At 65.4% G+C, this 15,622-nt stretch carries 18 protein-coding genes; 6 read left to right on the forward strand and 12 right to left on the reverse strand.

From position 1 onward, the window contains the following. Positions 1–3: 3 nt before the first annotated feature. Both AC5V87_RS36435 and AC5V87_RS36440 read left to right on the forward strand, forming a co-directional pair. Positions 4–387, forward strand: a complete 384-nt coding sequence (locus AC5V87_RS36435; protein WP_008567285.1) for a carboxymuconolactone decarboxylase family protein — start codon at positions 4–6, stop codon at positions 385–387. Positions 388–550: 163 nt separating this feature from the next. Then, a complete protein-coding gene (locus AC5V87_RS36440) occupies positions 551–1,459 on the forward strand; it encodes an NAD(P)-dependent oxidoreductase (RefSeq protein WP_495369343.1) in 909 nt (302 codons plus the stop codon). A 132-nt stretch (positions 1,460–1,591) separates the two neighbouring features. Here the strand turns inward: AC5V87_RS36440 and lysA are convergent, their stop codons facing one another. The 3 genes from lysA to argH form a co-directional block, all read right to left on the reverse strand. Then, positions 1,592–2,857: a diaminopimelate decarboxylase gene (gene lysA, locus AC5V87_RS36445; protein ID WP_456842355.1), complete on the reverse strand. Its 1,266-nt coding sequence runs from the start codon at positions 2,855–2,857 to the stop codon at positions 1,592–1,594. A 23-nt stretch (positions 2,858–2,880) separates the two neighbouring features. Beyond that, entirely contained in the window at positions 2,881–3,171 is a 291-nt protein-coding gene (gene lptM / locus AC5V87_RS36450) for an LPS translocon maturation chaperone LptM (protein WP_092215557.1), read from the reverse strand. A gap of 93 nt (positions 3,172–3,264) precedes the next feature. Then, a complete protein-coding gene (gene argH, locus AC5V87_RS36455; RefSeq protein ID WP_495369344.1) occupies positions 3,265–4,662 on the reverse strand; it encodes an argininosuccinate lyase in 1,398 nt (465 codons plus the stop codon). 101 nt (positions 4,663–4,763) lie between these two features. Here argH and tlpA point away from each other — a divergent pair, with 101 nt between their 5' ends. Beyond that, entirely contained in the window at positions 4,764–5,429 is a 666-nt protein-coding gene (gene tlpA / locus AC5V87_RS36460; protein WP_495369345.1) for a thiol:disulfide interchange protein TlpA, read from the forward strand. A 43-nt stretch (positions 5,430–5,472) separates the two neighbouring features. Here the strand turns inward: tlpA and AC5V87_RS36465 are convergent, their stop codons facing one another. The 6 genes from AC5V87_RS36465 to AC5V87_RS36490 all read right to left on the reverse strand — a co-directional run bounded on the left by AC5V87_RS36465 (position 5,473) and on the right by AC5V87_RS36490 (position 9,551). After that, on the reverse strand, positions 5,473–5,667 hold the full coding sequence (locus AC5V87_RS36465) for a putative motility protein (protein WP_495369346.1): 195 nt from the start codon (positions 5,665–5,667) through the stop codon (positions 5,473–5,475). Positions 5,668–5,870: 203 nt separating this feature from the next. Continuing rightward, positions 5,871–6,752, reverse strand: coding sequence for a 3-hydroxybutyryl-CoA dehydrogenase (locus tag AC5V87_RS36470; RefSeq protein ID WP_456842351.1), 882 nt, complete (start codon positions 6,750–6,752; stop codon positions 5,871–5,873). Positions 6,753–6,961: 209 nt separating this feature from the next. After that, on the reverse strand, positions 6,962–7,906 hold the full coding sequence (locus AC5V87_RS36475) for an electron transfer flavoprotein subunit alpha/FixB family protein (protein WP_495369347.1): 945 nt from the start codon (positions 7,904–7,906) through the stop codon (positions 6,962–6,964). Further along, entirely contained in the window at positions 7,906–8,655 is a 750-nt protein-coding gene (locus AC5V87_RS36480; RefSeq protein ID WP_456842349.1) for an electron transfer flavoprotein subunit beta/FixA family protein, read from the reverse strand. Before AC5V87_RS36480 ends, AC5V87_RS36475 begins: the two co-directional genes overlap by 1 nt. 126 nt (positions 8,656–8,781) lie before the next feature. After that, positions 8,782–9,354 carry a cob(I)yrinic acid a,c-diamide adenosyltransferase gene (locus AC5V87_RS36485; RefSeq protein ID WP_456842348.1) on the reverse strand — a complete coding sequence of 191 codons (573 nt, stop codon included), beginning with the start codon at positions 9,352–9,354 and terminating at the stop codon, positions 8,782–8,784. Between the two features lie 2 nt (positions 9,355–9,356). Beyond that, positions 9,357–9,551 carry a twin transmembrane helix small protein gene (locus tag AC5V87_RS36490; RefSeq protein ID WP_456842347.1) on the reverse strand — a complete coding sequence of 65 codons (195 nt, stop codon included), beginning with the start codon at positions 9,549–9,551 and terminating at the stop codon, positions 9,357–9,359. Between the two features lie 189 nt (positions 9,552–9,740). Here AC5V87_RS36490 and AC5V87_RS36495 point away from each other — a divergent pair, with 189 nt between their 5' ends. Continuing rightward, entirely contained in the window at positions 9,741–10,634 is an 894-nt protein-coding gene (locus AC5V87_RS36495) for a YihY/virulence factor BrkB family protein (RefSeq protein WP_456842346.1), read from the forward strand. Here AC5V87_RS36495 and AC5V87_RS36500 read toward each other — a convergent pair. Next, on the reverse strand, positions 10,561–11,823 hold the full coding sequence (locus AC5V87_RS36500; protein WP_456842345.1) for an ATP-binding protein: 1,263 nt from the start codon (positions 11,821–11,823) through the stop codon (positions 10,561–10,563). The two genes, AC5V87_RS36495 and AC5V87_RS36500, sit on opposite strands and share 74 nt — an antisense overlap. A 104-nt stretch (positions 11,824–11,927) precedes the next feature. Continuing rightward, a complete protein-coding gene (gene gluQRS / locus AC5V87_RS36505; protein ID WP_495369348.1) occupies positions 11,928–12,797 on the reverse strand; it encodes a tRNA glutamyl-Q(34) synthetase GluQRS in 870 nt (289 codons plus the stop codon). A gap of 127 nt (positions 12,798–12,924) precedes the next feature. Between gluQRS and AC5V87_RS36510 the strand changes: the two genes are divergently transcribed. After that, on the forward strand, positions 12,925–13,578 hold the full coding sequence (locus AC5V87_RS36510) for a DNA-3-methyladenine glycosylase family protein (protein ID WP_456842343.1): 654 nt from the start codon (positions 12,925–12,927) through the stop codon (positions 13,576–13,578). Here the strand turns inward: AC5V87_RS36510 and AC5V87_RS36515 are convergent. Next, a complete protein-coding gene (locus AC5V87_RS36515) occupies positions 13,575–14,462 on the reverse strand; it encodes a LysR family transcriptional regulator (RefSeq protein WP_456842342.1) in 888 nt (295 codons plus the stop codon). The two genes, AC5V87_RS36510 and AC5V87_RS36515, sit on opposite strands and share 4 nt — an antisense overlap. A 179-nt stretch (positions 14,463–14,641) precedes the next feature. Between AC5V87_RS36515 and AC5V87_RS36520 the strand changes: the two genes are divergently transcribed. Then, positions 14,642–15,616 carry an NAD(P)H-dependent flavin oxidoreductase gene (locus AC5V87_RS36520; protein ID WP_495369349.1) on the forward strand — a complete coding sequence of 325 codons (975 nt, stop codon included), beginning with the start codon at positions 14,642–14,644 and terminating at the stop codon, positions 15,614–15,616. The last annotated feature ends 6 nt before the right edge of the window (positions 15,617–15,622 follow it).

Consider the following 15,622-nt stretch of genomic DNA (forward strand, 5'->3'; position numbering starts at 1 on the left):
GACATGGACAAGAAGATGCACGACAAGGGCCTGGAAGTCCGCAAAGCGGTGCTGGGCGAGGCCTATGTCAACAATGCCCTGAAGAACGTCGACGATTTCAACCGGCCGTTCCAGGAGATGCTCAACGAATATTGCTGGGGCACGGTGTGGGGCCGCGAGGAGTTGCCGCGCAAGACCCGCAGCATGCTCAACATCGCCATGATCGCGATCCTCAACCGCCAGCACGAGTTTCGCGCGCATCTGAAGGGCGCGCTGACCAACGGCGTCACCCGCGACGAGATCCGCGAGATCCTGATGCAGGTCGCGATCTATGGCGGCATGCCCGCGGCCGTCGACAGTTTCCGCATCGCGCGAGAGGTGTTCGCGGAGATCGACGGGAAGGCGTGAGGGCGCGCGAGGTCAGGGACGCAACATCCTCACCTCCGTCGTCCCGGACAAGCGAAGCTCCCGACAAGGCGTAGCGTTGTCTGGAGCGCAGCGGCGATCCGGGACGACAGCGAGGATGGAACGAGCATCTTTCACAACAACCAAGAAGAAATAAGGAAACACCATGGATATCGGATTCATCGGCCTCGGAAACATGGGTTTTCCGATGGCGCGGAGGCTGATCGAGGCCGGGCACAAGCTCGTCGTGTTCGACACGCGCAAGGAGGGCACGGACAGGCTGGTGGCGCGCGGCGCAACTGCTGCGGCATCGCCAAAGGACGTTGCCGACCAGGTCGAGACCGTGATGGCGAGCCTGCCGTCGCTGCAGGCTTCGCTCGAGGTCGCGACGGGCGCAAACGGCGTGATCGAAGGCAAACGCGCAAAGCGCTTCGTCGATCTCTCCACCGTCGGCTCGGCGATGGCCGCGAAGATTCACGGCTTGCTCGCCAAGCGCAACATCGTGCAGATCGACTGCCCGGTGTCGGGCGGCGTCGGCGGCGCCGAGAGGGGCACGCTGGCGGTGATGGTGTCGGGGCCGAAGGTCGAGTACGAGTTGCTGAAGCCGGCGCTCGACGTCATCGGAAAAGTGTTCTTCATCGGCGAGAAGCCCGGCGCGGCGCAGACGATGAAGCTCGCCAACAATCTCCTCTCGGCCACTGCGATCGTGGCGACGTCGGAAGCGGTGGTGATGGGCGTCAAAGCCGGGCTTGATCCCGCCGTGATGATCGACGTCATCAATGCCGGCTCGGGCATGAACACCGCGAGCCGCGACAAGTTTCCGCGCTCGGTCCTGCCGCGGACATTCGACTTCGGCTTCGCCACGGGATTGATGGTGAAGGACGTGCGGCTCGCGCTGGAGGAGATGAAGCAGCTCGGCCTGTCGATGGAGATTGCGGACGCGGTCGGACGATTGTGGGAGACCGTGATAGCTGCGGAAGGTGCCGAGTCCGATTTCACGGCGGCGATCAAGCCGATCGAGAAGAAGGCGGGCGTCGTGGTCGGCGCGAAGACGGGTGGCGTGACGGGGAAATAGTCGTCCCACATTCTCCTCGTCGTCCCGGACAAGCGAAGCGCGGATTCCTCCGTGCCGCCACCACTGCCTGGGAGTATGGGTCCCCGCGTTTCGCGGGGACGACACCGAGGTTGTTGAGCCGACGTCGCCAACTCACAGCCACGGTGCCGGCTTGTCCATCGCGATGAGTTGCTCGACCTCGACGCGCGAGCGCACCACGGCGTATTGGTCGTCCTTCACCAGCACCTCGGGCACCAGCGGCCGCGTGTTGTAGGTGCCGGCCTGCACCGCGCCATAGGCACCCGCGGTCATGATGGCGAGGAGATCGCCGGCCTTCGGCGTCGGCAGCGTGCGGTCGAGCGCGAGATAGTCGCCGGTCTCGCAGACAGGGCCGACGACATCGGCCACGATTGTGGCGGCGCCCTTGGCGGGCTGCATCACCGGCAGGATGTCGTGATGGGCCTCGTACAGCGTGGGGCGGATCAGATCGTTCATCGCGGCGTCGATGATGACGAAGTTCTTGCCATCGCCGTGCTTCACATAGATGACCTTGGCGACGAGGATGCCGGCATTGCCGACGATCATGCGGCCAGGCTCGAACATCAGCGTGCAGCCGAGATTGTGGCTGACGCGCTTGACCATGGCGGCATAGGCGTCGGGTGCAGGCGGCGCTTCGCGGTCCATGTAATAGGGAATGCCGAGCCCGCCGCCGAAATCGACATGAGAGATGTTGTGGCCGTCGCTGCGCAGCGTCTGCACGAATTCGGAGAGGATGCGGAACGCGGTCTCCATCTTGGAGAGGTCGGTGATCTGGCTGCCGATATGCACGTCGGTGCCTGTCACCTCGATGCCCGGCAGCTTTGCGGCGCGGGCATAGACCTCGCGGGCATGGGCGATCGGAATGCCGAATTTGTTCTCGGACTTGCCGGTCGAGATCTTGGCGTGCGTGCCGGCGTCGACATCGGGATTGACGCGCACGGAGATGCGCGCGGTCTTGCCCATCTCGGTCGCAAGCCGGGAGAGCAGCTCCAGTTCGGGCTCGGATTCGACGTTGAGACAGAGGATGTCGGCAGCCAGCGCAGCACGCAGCTCTGCTTCCGTCTTGCCGACGCCGGAGAACACGATCTTGCTGCCGGGAATGCCGGCCGCCAGCGCGCGTTTGAGCTCGCCGCCGGAGACGACATCGGCGCCGGCGCCCAGCTTGGCCAGTGTGCGCAGCACGGACTGGTTGGAGTTCGCCTTCATGGCGTAGCAGACCAGCACCTTCTCACCGGCGAAAGCGTCGGTGAAGACGCGGTAGTGCCGCTCCAGCGTCGCGGTCGAATAGCAGTAGAACGGCGTGCCGATCGTTGCGGCCAGCTCGGACAGGTTCACCGCCTCGGCGTGCAGCACGCCGTTGCGATAGTCGAAATGGTTCATGGCGTTGGCTCGGTTGCGCCAGCCTACCGGCTGGGTCTTTCGTCCAGGAGCGGGTCGAGAATAAACGATTTCTTGCTGCCCTTCGGCGCCGCCGGCGCAGCATCCGCACCATAGGTGGGGTTGAACACGCTCGGCGTCTTCTGGGCTTCGATCTCGGTATCGGTCGGCGCTGCGATATTGGCCGTGGACGCGCTGGAGGCGGTCGGCGGCAGATCCAGCGGGCCCTTGCGGCCGCAGCCGGCCAGCGCGAGCGCCGTCAGGCTCAAGACAATGATGGCCCACCCCGAGCCGGCCGGGCGAAACTTTGACGTCACGACGAAATCCCCACTACGCGGCGCGCACCATACAGAGATTGGCGCGCTCTGGCGAGAGCCGGATGACCATGAAACATCAGCGAAATTTTGCCCTCAGCCCAATTTTTGCTCTTTTTCCAGCCGCTTCGCCCAGCTCTTTGCCTGCGACGTCACGTTCTTCGGCGCGGTGCCGCCGAAGCTGGTCCGGCTCTTCACCGACGATTCGACCGAGAGCACGCCGAGCACGTCCTTGGTGATTTTCGGCTCGATCGCCTGCATGTCCTTGAGCGGCAGCTCGTGCAGCGCCACGCCGCCCTCGGCGGCCTTGGCGACGATGCGGCCGGTGACGTGGTGCGCGTCGCGGAACGGCATCTTCAGCGTCCGCACCAGCCAGTCGGCAAGGTCCGTCGCGGTGGCATAGCCCTCGCCGGCGGCAGCCTTCATCCTGGCCTCATCGGGCACGAGGTCGCGGACCATGCCGGTCATGGCGCGGATCGCCAGCGACAGTGCGGCAAAACCCTCCATGGCGCCCTGCTTGTCCTCCTGCATGTCCTTTTGATAGGCGAGCGGCAGGCCCTTCATCACGATCAGCAGGCCGTTGAGCGCGCCGATGACGCGCCCGGTCTTGGCGCGCACCAGCTCGGCGGCATCCGGGTTGCGCTTCTGCGGCATGATCGAGGAGCCCGTGGTGAACTTGTCACTGAGGCGGATCAGGCCCACGAGCGGCGAGGTCCAGATCACGATCTCCTCGGCAAGGCGCGACATGTGCACGGCGCAGATCGAAGCCGCCGACAGCGTTTCCAGCACGAAGTCGCGGTCGGAGACCGCATCGAGCGAGTTCGCCATCGGACGGTCGAAGCCGAGCGCCTTCGCCGTCGCGTGGCGGTCGATCGGGAACGAGGTGCCGGCGAGCGCGGCGGCGCCGAGCGGGGATTCATTGAGCCGCTTGCGCGCATCCTGGAAACGGCCGCGATCGCGCGCGGTCATCTCGACATAGGCGAGCAGATGGTGGCCGAAGGTCACGGGCTGCGCGGTCTGCAGATGCGTGAAGCCGGGCATCACGGTGCCGGCATGCTCGAGCGCACGCTCCACCAGCGCCTGCTGGAACTCCGCGAGCGCCGCGTCGGTGTCGTCGATGACGTCGCGGACATAGAGACGAAAGTCGGTCGCGACCTGGTCGTTGCGCGAGCGCGCGGTGTGCAGCCGGCCGGCGGCGGGGCCGATCAGTTCGGACAGGCGGCTCTCGACGTTCATATGGATATCTTCGAGCGCGCGCTTGAACGTGAAGTCGCCCTTGCCGATCTCTGACAAGATCGTGTCTAGACCCTTGCCGATATTTTTCGCATCAGAGGCCGTGATGATGCCTTGGCTGGCGAGCATCGCGGCGTGGGCCTTGGACGCGGCAATGTCCTGGGCAAACAGGTGACGATCGACGTCGATGGAGACGTTGATCTCTTCCATGATCTCATCGGGACGTTCCGAGAACCGGCCGCCCCACATCTTGTTGCTCATGATCCCCTGCTCACGCCTTGCTTTGCCGCATGTTTGCTGGCCGAGGCCAGCCGTATTAAGAGGCCCCTGATAGCCATATCTGCGACCGGATGACAAACGATATGCTCGACCCAAAGCCTTCCGCCACGCGGAGGATCCCTATCGTGATCGCCACCGTGGTGGTCGGGGGCCTTGCCGGCTTCGCCGCGCTGTACGGGCTGGGCCTGAGCCGGGCGCCTTCAGGCGACCCGACCTGCAAGCCGGCGGTGGCCACGGCCCAAAAGATCGCCCCGCTCGCCCACGGCGAGGTGGCCGCGCTGACCATGGCGAGCGCGCCGTTGAAGCTGCCCGACCTCACCTTTGAGGATGCCGACGGCAAGCCGAAAAAGCTCTCGGATTTCCGCGGCAAGACGCTGCTGGTGAACCTCTGGGCCACCTGGTGCGTGCCGTGCCGGAAGGAGATGCCGGCGCTCGATGAGCTCCAGGGCAAGCTGTCGGGCCCGAATTTCGAGGTGGTGGCGATCAATATCGACACCCGCGACCCAGAGAAGCCGAAAACCTTCCTGAAGGAGGCCAATCTGACCCGGCTCGGCTATTTCAACGACCAGAAAGCCAAGGTTTTTCAGGATCTTAAGGCCATAGGCCGGGCGCTGGGCATGCCGACTTCGGTGCTGGTCGACCCGCAAGGATGCGAGATCGCGACGATTGCCGGGCCGGCGGAATGGGCGAGCGAGGATGCGCTCAAGCTGCTTCGTGCCGCGACCGGCAAGGCCGCCGCGTCGCTTTAAATATCTGATCGGAAAACCGGTATCCGCTTTTCCGGATCATGCGCTAGGCCGTGACATTGAGATTGCCGCCAATGCCGGGGCCGACATTGGCGAGCGAGGGCTGACCGGCGCCGAGCAGCGTCAGGACCGTGGATTTCTCCATGTCCATGTTCTGCTTGGTGAGCGTCGCCGCGATATTCGATTGCAGCGCGCTTTGCTGAGCGGCCAGCATGGTGCCGACCATTGCCATCATGTCCATTACGCGAACCCTCGTAGCGGCTGTAACCTAGGCGCGAGGAGTTAACGCGCCATGAATTGTCACGGAGCGGATGGACTCGTGTCCCAGGACAAGGCGCGTCATGAAATGACGCGACGCAAAGCCGGGACCCAGGCTTTGTGCATGCGGCTTCTGGGCCCCGGCTCTGCAGCGCTCCGCGCTGCGTCCGGGGCACGAGAGTGCCTTTACCTAGTCGGAACTGGCTTGGCGCCACGGTAGTCGTAGAAGCCGCGCTGGGTCTTGCGGCCGAGCCAGCCGGCCTCGACGTATTTCACCAGCAGCGGGCACGGGCGGTATTTGGAGTCGGCGAGGCCCTCGTGCAGCACCTGCATGATCGACAGGCAGGTATCGAGGCCGATGAAATCGGCAAGCTCCAGCGGGCCCATCGGATGATGGGCGCCGAGCTTCATCGCGGCGTCGATCGCCTCGACATTGCCGACGCCTTCATACAGCGTGTAAATCGCCTCGTTGATCATCGGCAGCAGGATGCGGTTGACGATGAAGGCCGGGAAATCCTCGGAGACGGCGACCTGCTTGCCCAGCTTGGCGACGAATTCCTTGGACGCATCGAAGGTCGCATCGTCGGTGGCGATGCCGCGGATCAGCTCCACCAGCTCCATCAGCGGCACCGGATTCATGAAGTGAATGCCGATGAAACGTTCGGGTCGGTCGGTGGCTGCGGCAAGCCGGGTGATCGAGATCGACGATGTGTCGGAGGCGACGATCGCCTCCGGCTTCAGCACCGCGCAGAGCTCGTGAAAGATCTTGCGCTTGACCTCTTCCTTCTCGACCGCGGTCTCGATCACGAGGTCGCAGTCGGCGAGGTCGTCCAGCCTCTCTGCGAGCTTGATGCGCGCGAGCGCCTTGGCTTTGTCGTCCTCGGTCACAGCCTTCTTGGAGACCTGGCGCGCCAGATTGCCGTTGATGGTGGCCATGCCCGATTTGAGGCGGTCGGCCGAAACGTCGTTGAGCACCACGTCGAAGCCGGCCAGCGCCGCGACATGCGCGATGCCATTGCCCATCTGACCCGCGCCGATCACGCCGACCTTCTTGATCACTGCCGCCATAATGTCATCCACCGGAACGGCGCGCATACCGCGCCCTGCCTATCCCCTGAGCCGGGAGGTCTGATTTGACCAGAAACCCGATTTAATCAGAACCCGGGCTCGAAACCTAGATTGGATCGCTTCCAAGGCGTGCCCCACGCCAAAGAAAACGCCTCGAAAAAGAAAAACCGGCCGGAGTTTATGCCTCCGGCCGGTGTTTTTAACGCGTTTTACTTGCCGAGCTTGCCGAGTTCGGCCGTCAGCTCCGGAACCGCCTGGTAGAGGTCGGCGACCAGGCCGTAATCGGCAACCTGGAAGATCGGCGCGTCCTCGTCCTTGTTGATCGCGACGATCACCTTGGAGTCCTTCATGCCGGCCAGATGCTGGATCGCGCCGGAAATGCCGACCGCGACGTAGAGCTCGGGGGCCACGACCTTGCCGGTCTGGCCGACCTGCCAATCGTTCGGCGCATAGCCGGCGTCGACCGCCGCACGGGAAGCACCGACGCCGGCGCCGAGCTTGTCGGCCAGCGGCTCGATGTACTTGGCGAAGTTCTCGCGGCTCTGCATGGCTCGGCCGCCGGAGACGATGATCTTGGCCGAGGTCAGCTCCGGGCGGTCGCTCTTGGCGACTTCCTCGCCGATGAAGGTCGACAGGCCGGGGTCGGCCGCCGCCTGGACGCTCTCAACCGGCGCGCTGCCGCCTTCGCCCGCCGCGGCGAAGGTGGAGGTTCGGACCGTGATGACCTTCTTGGCGTCCTTCGACTTCACGGTCTGGATGGCGTTGCCGGCATAGATCGGACGCTCAAAGGTGTCGGGCGCGACCACCTTGATGATCTCCGAGACCTGCATGACGTCGAGCAGGGCTGCGACGCGCGGCATCACATTCTTGAAGCGCGAGGTCGCGGGCGCGACGATCGCGTCATAGGACGGGGCCAGCGAGACGATCAGCGCGGCCAGCGGCTCGGCGAGATCGTGCGCATAGGTCTCGCCATCGGCGAGCAGCACCTTCTTGACGCCGGCCAGCTTGGCAGCGGCGTCCGCGGCCGCCTTGGCGTTCTGGCCAGCCACCAGCACCTCGACATCCGCGCCGAGCGCGGCAGCCGCGGTCATGGCCTTATTGGTTGCATCCTTCAACGACGCATTGTCGTGTTCGGCAATCAGAAGCGTCGTCATCAGAGCACCCCGGCTTCGTTCTTGAGTTTCGACACCAGCTCGGCGACGTCCTTGACCTTGACGCCCGCCTTGCGGCCTGCCGGTTCAGTCGTCTTGAGAACCTCGAGACGCGCGGTGACGTCGACGCCGTAATCGGCGACGGCCTTCTCCGCGATCGGCTTCTTCTTCGCCTTCATGATGTTGGGCAGCGAGGCATAACGCGGCTCGTTGAGACGAAGGTCGGTTGTGACGATCGCCGGCCCCTTCAACTTCACGGTCTGCAGCCCGCCGTCGACTTCGCGGGTGACCTTGAAATCCGAACCTTCGACCTCGAGCTTCGAGGCGAAGGTCGCCTGCGACCAGCCGAGCAGCGCGGCCAGCATCTGGCCGGTCTGGTTGCTGTCATCGTCGATCGCCTGCTTGCCGAGGATGATCAGGCCCGGCTGCTCTTCTTCAGCAACCTTCTTCAGGATCTTGGCGACGGCGAGCGGCTCCACGTTGCCGTCGGCCTTCACCAGGATGCCGCGATCGGCGCCCATGGCAAGACCGGTACGGATCGTCTCGGACGCCTGCGCCGGTCCGATGGAGACCACCACGACCTCGGTCGCCTTACCGCCTTCCTTCAGGCGCAGCGCTTCCTCGACCGCGATCTCGTCGAACGGGTTCATGGACATTTTGACGTTGGCGAGCTCAACGCCCGATCCATCGCCCTTGACGCGGACCTTGACGTTGTAATCGACCACCCGCTTTACCGGCACTAAGACCTTCATCGATCCTCTTTCACTCAATCTGGGAGGGGGATTATTCAACTGGCGCGGAACCTAAAGGCCTGATCCGGCCTGGTCAACGCGCGACAGGGCCAAATTTTAGACCTTGGAAATACCGATCTCAATGGGTCAGCGGTTCTGGCCAGGAATCCAGAGCACGTCGCCCGCGCCGTTATGGTTAGCGGCGCGGCTGGCCACGAACAGGAAGTCCGACAGGCGGTTCATATATTGGATGCCAGCGCGACCAACCGGCTCGCCGGGCTGCGCCGCCAGTTCCACGATGACGCGTTCCGCCCTGCGGCATATCGTGCGGGCGGCGTGGAGGTAAGCCGCCGCGGGCGTGCCGCCCGGCAGCACGAACGAGGTCAGCGGCGCGAGCTTGTCGTTGAGCGCGTCGATGTCGCGCTCGAGCCGCTCGACCTGACTCGCCACAACCCGCAGCCGCTCCGCTTTGCCCTCCTGCTCGGGCACCGCGAGATCGGCGCCGAGATCGAACAGGTCGTTCTGGATGCGACCGAGCATCGCGTCGAACTCGGGCATATCATGAGTGTGCAGCCGTACCACGCCGATCGCGGCGTTGGTCTCGTCGACCGTGCCATAGGCCGCGACGCGCAGATCATATTTCGGACGGCGCTCGCCCGAGCCGAGCGCTGTCGTGCCGTCGTCACCGGTCTTCGTATAAATGCGGTTGAGCAGAACCATGTTCAGTGTCCCATCGCCCAGACTGCGAGCATGGCGATGACGATCGCCACGAACTGAAGCAGCACGCGCCAGCGCATCAGCTTCTGCGAGGTGTTGGGCGAGCCGCCACGCATCATGTTGACGAGGCCGAGCAGCAGCACCAAAGCCACGGCGCCGACCGCGATCGGCAGGATGAAAGTACTCAGGATAGATGCCATCTGAGGGTAGATAACACCGCATGCGGCGGTTCGCTATCTCCCCGGCGGTCATTCCGGGGCGCTTCGCGATCTGGCTTTTAGGCCAATAATATCAGATGCTAGCGGAATGATTTCCGATTTGCGCCAATCGCCTGCTCATCTCATCTCTCTCCGCAAGCGGGCAGAGGAAGGCAACGGTGTAGGTGCCATTTGAAAGCCGTCCGCACCATCTACGTCGTCGTGATAGACGCCTTCTACACGTTCTTGGCCGACGACGGCTGGGCGATCGCCAGCCACATCGCGCTGTCGACGCTGATGGCGCTGTTCCCGTTCCTGATCGTGCTGACCTCGCTCGCCGGTTTCTTCGGCTCCAAGGAACTTGCCGACCAGGCCGCCAGCCTGATGCTCCAGGTCTGGCCCAAGCAGGTCTCCGATTCCATCTCGGGCGAGGTGCACGACGTGCTGACCACGACCCGCTCCGGCGTGCTGACCATCGGCGCGGCGCTGTCGGTCTACTTCGCTTCCAATGGCGTCGAGGCGCTGCGGGTCGCGCTCAACCGCGCCTATGCGGTGGTAGAGATGCGGCGATGGTACTGGCTGCGTCTGGAATCGATCGGCTACACGCTGGTCGCCGCCTTCACCGCGCTCGCCATGGCGTTCCTGATCGTGCTCGGACCACTACTGATCGAGGCGGCGCGGCGCCACATTCCGCTGTTCGTCGAGTCCAACGAGAGCATCCTCACCTGGCTGCGCTACGGCATCACCATCGCCGCGCTGGTGGTGGCGCTGTTCATCCTGCACGCCTGGCTGCCGGCGGGACGGCGCAGCTTCTTCCAGATCCTGCCCGGCATCGTGTTCACGATGGTGGCGTCGCTGATCTCGGGCGTCGTGTTCGGCCAATACCTGGCGCGCTTCGCCAACAACTACGTGACGATGTATGCGGGGCTCGCCTCGGTCATCATCGCGCTGGTGTTCCTGTACTTCATCGCCGCGATCTTCGTTTACGGCGGCGAGCTCAACGCCGCGATCATCAAGTCGCGGCTTCCTCACGGCGTCTCGCTTCAAGCAGCGCAGTCGCTAAAGCCCGAGGCGACACAGGCTTGACCAGGAAGGCATCGGCACCGGCCTCGCGCGAGGCCGCCTCGTCCTCGCCGCGGCCGGACACGCCGATGATGGGAATCCGGGCCAGCGGCGCCGGCATGGTGCGGATGCGCCTGATAGCCTCGACACCGTCGATGCCCGGCAGCACCATATCCATCAGCACCGCGTCGAATGCGCCCTGCGCCAGCCGCTCGATCGCGTCCTCGCCGCGCCCGACGAACTCGGCATGATGGCCTAGCTCGGTCAGGATGGTGTTGAGCACGACGCGGCCGAACGGATTGTCCTCGACGCTGAGCACGCGCAGCGCAGCCATCGCATCCGCTTCACTGCCGTTCTTCGATTTGCGGGACCTGGCCGGCCCCACCGCCTCCAGCGACACGGTCAGCGTGAAGGTGGCGCCGCCGCCGCGGCGCGGCCCCACGGTAATGTCGCCGCCCATCGCGCGCGCCAGTTGCTTCACCGATGACAGGCCGAGCCCGGCGCCGCCGAAGCGCGTGGCGATGGTGACATTCGCCTGGGTGAACGGGCGGAACAGCCGCTTGATCTCGGCCATCGTGAGGCCGATGCCGCTGTCGGAGACCGAGAAGGCAACCCCGATCCTGCCCTTTGCCTTGTCGCGCTTCCTGCCCTTGGGGGGACGCCAGGGCGACACCGCGAGCGCGACAGCGCCGTGCTCGGTGAACTTGACAGCATTGTCGATCAGATTCTCCAGCGCAGCGCGCAGCCGGACGGGGTCGCCGACCACGAGGCCCGGCAGCTTTCCGGAAATCTCGACCTGGGCTTGAAGGCCCTTGGCCGCGGCACGACCCGCCAGCGAATCGCCGGCGCTGCGGGCGAGCGTCCTGAGGTCGAACAGGTCCTGGCGCAGCGTGCTGCCGCCCTTCCCTGTTTTGGCGGCATCCACGAACAGCGTGGCGAGGCTCGCCAGATGCTCGGCGCCGGCCTTGATCGTGTCGGCCCAGCGCCGCTCCCGCTCGCCGAGATCGGAGGTCGCGAGCAGGTCGCTGATCGCGAGAATGCCGGTCAGGGGGGTGCGGACCTCATGGGCAAAGGCGGCGAGCGCGGCCTGGACCACGTCCGGCGCGTCCGCCTTGGGACTGCGCTGACGCACCCGGCCGGCCGTCCCGGACTGCTTCCGAGGCGGACGCCTGGACATCCGCGTGGTGCGCGCTGGGCGCGTTTTCGCCGCCATAACTCCCCTTCGAAGAACGTCCTTCGAACCCCGGGCTCAACCGCAAGAATGGCACGTCGGAACACCTGGAGTCACGGCGGCGTTTGGCTAAACCCCAGAGAAACTTAACCTAATCCCACCAGCTGGCGGATACCGGCGGACGTCATGCCGGCCGCGCGCAACTCGCGCAGTCCGGTAGAGCGGTCCGACTTCGACAGCTTCCGTCCCGCAGCATCGCAAATCAGGCTGTGGTGGCGATAGGCGGGTTCCGGCAGATCAAGCAGGAGCTGGAGCAGGCGGTGGACCGAGGTGGCGTGAAACAGGTCCCGGCCGCGCACGACCTCGCTGACGCCCTGGAGGGCGTCGTCGACGACCACGGACAGGTGGTAGCTCGTCGGGGTCTCCTTGCGGGCCAGGATCACGTCGCCCCAGGTCTCCGGCCGTGCCGGGACGGTGCCGCGCTCGCCACCGGGACCCTCGCCGAGTTCGTTCCAGCTCAGGCCGCAGGCGTGGCGGCAGGCGGCCGCCATGTCGAGCCGCAGCGCATAAGGCGTACCTGACGCGATCAGCCACACCCGCTCGTCGGCAGGGAGCGACTTCGCATCGCGCGGGTAAAGCGGCGCCCCATCGGGATCGCGCGGCCATGGCCCATCGGCCTCGCGTTCGGCGACGAGCTTGGCGATCTCGCCGCGGCTCTCGAAGGCGGGATAGACCAGCCCGAGCGCGGTGAGCTTGTCCAGCGCGGCGCGATAGTCGGCGAGATGCTCGGACTGCCGGCGCACCGGCGTCTCCCATGATATGCCGAGCCAGGCGAGGTCCTCGTAGATCGCAGCCTCGAACTCCGGCAGGCAACGCGTCGCATCGATGTCCTCGATCCGCAGCAGCAGCCGTCCGCCCGCCTCGCGCGCGCGGTCGAAATTGAGCAGCGCGGAATAGGCGTGGCCGAGATGCAGCAGGCCGTTAGGGCTGGGGGCAAATCGGAAAACGGGTGGCATGAGTTCTCAGCTATTCGTCATTGCCGGGCTTGACCCGGCAATCCATCCTCCATGACTCTGTTACGATAGGAGATGGATGGCCGGGTCAAGCCCGGCCATGACGCCGGAAAGAGCTTGCCGAACTGCGATGACCATCCACCTCGAAACCCAATCCGATCTCGAACAGGCCGTCCACGCGCTGGTCAAGCGCGATCCGCGCCTCAAGCCCGTGTTCGAGATCGCGGGCATGCCGGCGTTACGGCGGCGCGAGCCGGGCTTTACTGGACTGGCCCATATCGTCTGCGGGCAGCAGCTTTCGACCGCGAGCGCGGCGGCGATCTGGGGACGACTGTCGGCCGCGTTCGATCCGTTCGACCATGAGGCGGTGCGCCGCGCCCGCACCGATCGGCTGGGGCGGCTCGGCCTGTCCGCCGCCAAGATCAAGACGTTGAAGCATCTGGCACGCGAGATCAATGCGCAGCGGCTGAACCTCGACGTGCTCGCGGAGGAAGACGCCGACGCCGCGCATCACACGCTGATCTCGCTGCCCGGCATCGGACCGTGGACCGCGGACGTCTATCTCCTGTTTTGCCTCGGCCACGGCGATGCCTGGCCGGCCGGCGATCTCGCCGTGCAGGAAGGCATCCGCATCGGGCTCGGCCTGAAGGCGCGGCCGACCGAGAAGCAGATGGCGCCGCTCGCCGAACCCTGGCGTCCCCTGCGCGGCGCGGCGGCGCATCTGTGGTGGAGCTACTACCGCGCGGTGAAGAAGCGCGAAGGCGTGCTCATGGGCTCGGGCTAACCCCGCAGCCGCGCGCGGTCGGTCCGGGCGCATTCGGCGACGAATTCGATCACGGCGCGCACTGCCGGGAGCTCGACGAGGTCGGGATGGGCCAGCAGCCAGAGGTCCGCGACGCTGGCGAGCTTCTGCGGAGCGACGCGCACGAGATCGGGATAGCTTTCGGCGACGAAGCACGACAGCGCGGAGATTCCGATGCCGGCGCGGACCGCCGCCAGCATGTCTCCCTGCGACGAGCAGCGCATCACCACCCTCGCCTGCCGCGTGACGACGTCGCTCCAGCGCGCAAGTTGCGCATTGGACGTCTGGTCGGCGAAGCCGATGACGCTGTGCTCCTTCCAATCGCCGCGCCGTTCGGGCAGGGGCCGCCCGGCGGCATAGTCGCGCGAGGCATAGAAGCCCGTGCCGAGACGGCCGATCTTGCGGCCGACCAGGTTCTCCTCGCCGCTGTCGAAGGGGCGCAGCACCACGTCCGCCTCACGCCGACGCACGCTCGCCGGAAACGGATGAGTGATGATTTCGAGCTGGATATGACCGTGCGCGCGCAGGAAGGCAGGCAGCCGCGGCATCAGCCAGTGCGAGGCGAGCGTCGCGCCGATTGACAGCTTGACGATGCCGCGCGCCTTGTGTCCACCCGCCGCGACTGCGGTCTCGGCCCGCAGCGCTGCGACCGCCATCGCCTCGGCGTGCTCGCGCAAAGTCCGTCCATCCGCGGTCAGCGCCAGACCGTCGGCGGCGCGCGCCACCAATCGGGTGCCGAGCTGAGCTTCCAGCGCCGCGATCTTGCGGCTGACGGTGGGATGGCTGGTGTGCAGCCGGCGGGCGGCGGCCGTCAAGCTGCCGGTATCGGCGACCGCGACGAAGGTCTTGCAAAGGTCCCAGTCCATTCGGCGGCCCTGTTCATTCCTGAATGATCCTCCGTTCATTATTGAACGGCCGGGCCGGGCCGTCCAATCCTATAATGGGATCAAATCCGCGCCACGGCGGCCCATTTGCCCGCGCGACAATCAAAACGGAAACGCCTCGTCATCCGCCCGCCGGCGGGGCCCCGTTTCGGGAGGACATGATGGCACTGCCCACTCTCTTGAAGAATTCGCTAGAGCTGCCCGTGGTCGGCTCGCCGCTGTTCATCGTCTCCGGGCCGGAACTGGTGATCGCCCAGTGCAAGGCGGGAATCGTCGGCTCCTTTCCCGCGCTCAATGCCCGGCCGGTCGAGAAGCTCGGCGAATGGCTGAGCCGGATCGAGGACGAGCTCGGCGAATACAAATCGCGCAATCCCGGCAAGAAGGTCGCACCCTACGCCGTCAACCAGATCTGCCATGCCTCCAACGACCGGCTGATGAAGGACATGGAGACCTGCGTAAAGCACAAGGCGCCCATCATCATCACCTCGCTGCGGCCGCCGGCGGAGATCGTCGAAGCCGCGCATTCCTATGGCGGGCTGGTGTTCCACGACGTCATCAACGTCAAGCACGCGCGCAAAGCGGCCGAGCAGGGCGTCGACGGCCTGATCCTGGTCTGCGCGGGCGCGGGCGGACACGCCGGCATGCTGTCGCCCTTCGCGTTGGTGCGCGAGGTCAAGCAATGGTTCGACGGCGCCGTCCTGCTGTCGGGCGCGATCAGCGACGGCTATGGCATTGCCTCGGCACTGACGCTGGGCGCCGACCTCGCTTATATGGGCACGCGTTTCATCGCGACCCAGGAAGCCAATGCCGACGAGGCCTACAAGTCGGCGCTGACACAGCACGCCGCGCACGACATCGTCTACACCAACCTGTTCACCGGCGTGCACGGCAATTATCTCGGTCCGTCGATCGCCGCCGCCGGCCTCGATCCGGACAATCTCCCCGCCGCAGACAAATCGAAGATGAATTTCGGCTCGGGCGGCAACATGAAATCCAAGGCGTGGCGCGACATCTGGGGATCGGGCCAGGGCATCGGCCAGATTACCGACGTGCCCCCCGTCGCGGAGCTCGTCGACCGCATGAAGCGCGAATTCGATCAGGCGAGGCAAGAGTTCCTGATGCGCGTCAGCGCCTGACGTCTC

It is taken from the genome of Bradyrhizobium sp. SOJA106 (assembly GCF_059448745.1).

Excerpts from the sequence above, each read along its gene's own strand:
- AC5V87_RS36440 (WP_495369343.1), top strand. The coding sequence starts at position 551 with ATGGATATCGGATTCATCGGCCTCGGAAACATGGGTTTTCCGATGGCG.
- AC5V87_RS36500 (WP_456842345.1), bottom strand. The coding sequence starts at position 11,823 with ATGGCGGCGAAAACGCGCCCAGCGCGCACCACGCGGATGTCCAGGCGT.
- AC5V87_RS36520 (WP_495369349.1), top strand. The coding sequence starts at position 14,642 with ATGGCACTGCCCACTCTCTTGAAGAATTCGCTAGAGCTGCCCGTGGTC.
- gluQRS (WP_495369348.1), bottom strand. The coding sequence starts at position 12,797 with ATGCCACCCGTTTTCCGATTTGCCCCCAGCCCTAACGGCCTGCTGCAT.
- AC5V87_RS36475 (WP_495369347.1), bottom strand. The coding sequence starts at position 7,906 with ATGACGACGCTTCTGATTGCCGAACACGACAATGCGTCGTTGAAGGAT.
- lysA (WP_456842355.1), bottom strand. The coding sequence starts at position 2,857 with ATGAACCATTTCGACTATCGCAACGGCGTGCTGCACGCCGAGGCGGTG.
- AC5V87_RS36515 (WP_456842342.1), bottom strand. The coding sequence starts at position 14,462 with ATGGACTGGGACCTTTGCAAGACCTTCGTCGCGGTCGCCGATACCGGC.
- AC5V87_RS36465 (WP_495369346.1), bottom strand. The coding sequence starts at position 5,667 with ATGGACATGATGGCAATGGTCGGCACCATGCTGGCCGCTCAGCAAAGC.
- AC5V87_RS36435 (WP_008567285.1), top strand. The coding sequence starts at position 4 with ATGGACAAGAAGATGCACGACAAGGGCCTGGAAGTCCGCAAAGCGGTG.
- AC5V87_RS36470 (WP_456842351.1), bottom strand. The coding sequence starts at position 6,752 with ATGGCGGCAGTGATCAAGAAGGTCGGCGTGATCGGCGCGGGTCAGATG.
- argH (WP_495369344.1), bottom strand. The coding sequence starts at position 4,662 with ATGAGCAACAAGATGTGGGGCGGCCGGTTCTCGGAACGTCCCGATGAG.
- AC5V87_RS36510 (WP_456842343.1), top strand. The coding sequence starts at position 12,925 with ATGACCATCCACCTCGAAACCCAATCCGATCTCGAACAGGCCGTCCAC.
- AC5V87_RS36480 (WP_456842349.1), bottom strand. The coding sequence starts at position 8,655 with ATGAAGGTCTTAGTGCCGGTAAAGCGGGTGGTCGATTACAACGTCAAG.
- AC5V87_RS36485 (WP_456842348.1), bottom strand. The coding sequence starts at position 9,354 with ATGGTTCTGCTCAACCGCATTTATACGAAGACCGGTGACGACGGCACG.
- AC5V87_RS36490 (WP_456842347.1), bottom strand. The coding sequence starts at position 9,551 with ATGGCATCTATCCTGAGTACTTTCATCCTGCCGATCGCGGTCGGCGCC.
- tlpA (WP_495369345.1), top strand. The coding sequence starts at position 4,764 with ATGCTCGACCCAAAGCCTTCCGCCACGCGGAGGATCCCTATCGTGATC.